The sequence below is a fragment of the Flavisolibacter nicotianae genome (assembly GCF_003628535.1).
GTDB classification, from domain to species: domain Bacteria; phylum Bacteroidota; class Bacteroidia; order Chitinophagales; family Chitinophagaceae; genus Flavisolibacter; species Flavisolibacter nicotianae.
In genome coordinates, this window is the sequence record NZ_RBCI01000041.1 from 1 (window position 1) to 2,467 (window position 2,467).

Sequence of the window (2,467 nt, forward strand, 5' to 3'; positions counted from 1 at the left end):
GGGTCGCTCAGCCCAAAGTGGAAAAACAGGTAAAAAAGAAACAACGTTAGGAGAACGAAGAAAATCCGTCCGGTGAAGTTCTTAGTATTACTTGGAAGCAGTAGCATGATATTTCGCACAACGGAGAACGTATTGCTGTCAGTGCGGGTTTTCATTGCACTTCAGCCTCACTAAAATACAACAGCCGAATAGAATTAGGAAGTTGAGCCCTTGTTCTTTTGCCCGCATTGAAGCAATACGATGTTAGCAGCCTTACTCGTCAGGCGGTACCCAGCCGCTGTTTAGTCGTTCTATAATGGTAGTCAGCTCGCTTTTGTAGTCCAAACCATCGAAAGGAATACACACGACTTTTGTTGCGTCAGCATTCGTTCCTTCAGGCAATATCTGCGCATAAAAGCAGCTCCAAAATGCGTTAGCGAGGTCATTTGGTTCGTCGTTGTACCACGTTGTCATGACATCGGTTTCCGGATATTCTTCAATGACTTCCAAATTGACAACTTCTCCGTCAAACCAATCGTGCAACCTTTCTCCGAACGAGCCTTGACCTTTAAACTCCAACAGTCCTGAATAGACGCTATGCTTAACAAACTGGTCAAATAGTGGCTTATCAAACTCTCGATTTGCTATACCCAAGCAAACCCAATTCTCCGTTGGAAGATTGTCGAAAGGCTCCGTGTGTGGTAGAAAATAGTAAACACAATTAGTCTTGTGCTGTCCGATTGATTCCATTGGCTGTATTGAAGGACATTTGGCTGCTAACGTCGAACTGCTTTCCGCAGCAGCGGCATTGGCAGTCCTGTTGTAGATTAAAGTTGTAAAGTAAACAATTTGTTCTTCTGCTTCATGGCTGTACTTCAGCCGCTGTTGTGGAAAGCAAATGTTGTGTGAAGTTCTATTTCGTCACTCGGTTTCCTTTCTTGTCAAACATACCACAGGGATAAATTATACCATATTCTTTTGTATCGTTGAAGTCTGAGCGCTTGAAGTTTAGAGCTGTCATACCATCCATGATGTACAGCAAAACTTTACCGTCGGGAAGCAAAAACCATATCGAGCTATTTCCTGCGTCGTCTTTAATTTCAAAGAATATTGCTTGTTCTAAATAACCCCTTTCAAATCTATAATTGCAACCACAATGAACTTGTTGTGAGGTTTTAATTGCTTTGTCAACATCAAAGGAAAACTTTACTCCTAACTTTTGTGACGTTTCAAGGCTTTTCAAATAGTCGTCATGCAGCTTCCATTCTTTCGGATTTTTATTAACGCTTTCAATATTATAGTCATTGATTCCTTTATTATTGAAGTAGTAAATGTCAAGTCGTGTGTTTGGGTGAGATTTGAGATAGTCGCTAACAAAATTCACTGATTGTATCCTCTCGATATACGATTTATAATCCTTTTTCAAACTATCACGCGAATAAATGGTCTTTCCTGTTTTTGAAGCTAAGAAAACAAGGTTCACATTGTCCAGCATGATTTTGTTCCTAAGCCTAACTCTCATTGTTGCCGGCTCGTTCCAGATGTATCTTCCACGTCCCTGAACTTCGTCGAAAGACAAAATCTCAAAATCTGTTTCCAATTCTTCAATCTCTTTCATGTAAGTGTATGCTGATAACACATAAAGCGTATTCTCATTATTGTCAACAATACGATTTGCTAAATGACCTAATAACTTATTGCCTTTTAGGGGCTCTTCAGTCCGTTCCTGTGTTCCTATGAGCTTAGCAAGAGCTCTTTCAATGGCATAATTATAAAGTGTGTCGCCCGCTTGGTTACTCCAAGGCATTTTGTAGCCCCACACGTATTTTCTGGATTTGATTTCTTCGGTAATTCTATTCTTGGTGTAAACCTGTACTACATATTCATTCTTGTAGCTATTGTGCATAGTATAGCAGCACCCTGAGGAGAGATATTCTTTTAGTCCATTTCTGTAATTCTCCAAATGTGTAAGCTCTTTGTAGATGAATTCTTTTTGTTTTTCATTCCATGCAAATCTTTCCTTGTTAGAATAATAGGATAATACCTCACTGGCATTGTTCTTAATCCAATTTGTATCTATTTGATACTTCGACAAAGAATTATTGGCATTGCTCGGGTCCTGGATTGCCAAAAGAAGGTCAGTAATTTTCGCACTGGCTATTCTGTCGCCTTCAAGGGTATAGCCGTTTCCTTTTTGAACTACAGAAAATCTATCTGTCCTATAAAGATTATCACCATCTGTAAAGTTGTTTACATAGGTGTTCCTAATTATGACGATGCTGTCAGGCAGTGTTTGTCCTGCAGCAGAAAGAGAAGTCAGTAAAATGAAAGCTAAGTATAAACGCATCGTCTCTAAAGAATTTCACACAACGGAGAGGGACTTGGCGAAGAAGCGGCATTCTTTGATATGCCGCTTCACTTTAGCACCTCTGTCATATAGTGTTTTACAGTTCAAATTTAATTCTTCAGCCGCTTTTTTGCCAAGGCC

At 39.8% G+C, this 2,467-nt stretch carries 2 protein-coding genes; both read right to left on the reverse strand.

All coding sequences use genetic code 11. The annotated features are described in order from the left end of the window. Nucleotides 1-252: 252 nt before the first annotated feature. Nucleotides 253-729 (reverse strand): hypothetical protein, encoded by a 477-nt coding sequence (locus D6024_RS26230; RefSeq protein WP_121357784.1) that lies wholly within the window; start codon nucleotides 727-729, stop codon nucleotides 253-255. A 163-nt stretch (nucleotides 730-892) separates the two neighbouring features. After that, nucleotides 893-2,326, reverse strand: coding sequence for a hypothetical protein (locus D6024_RS26235; RefSeq protein ID WP_121357785.1), 1,434 nt, complete (start codon nucleotides 2,324-2,326; stop codon nucleotides 893-895). Nucleotides 2,327-2,467 lie beyond the last annotated feature (141 nt).

Coding starts and splice junctions, on each gene's coding strand:
- D6024_RS26230 (WP_121357784.1), bottom strand. CDS start 729: ATGGAATCAATCGGACAGCACAAGACTAATTGTGTTTACTATTTTCTA.
- D6024_RS26235 (WP_121357785.1), bottom strand. CDS start 2,326: ATGCGTTTATACTTAGCTTTCATTTTACTGACTTCTCTTTCTGCTGCA.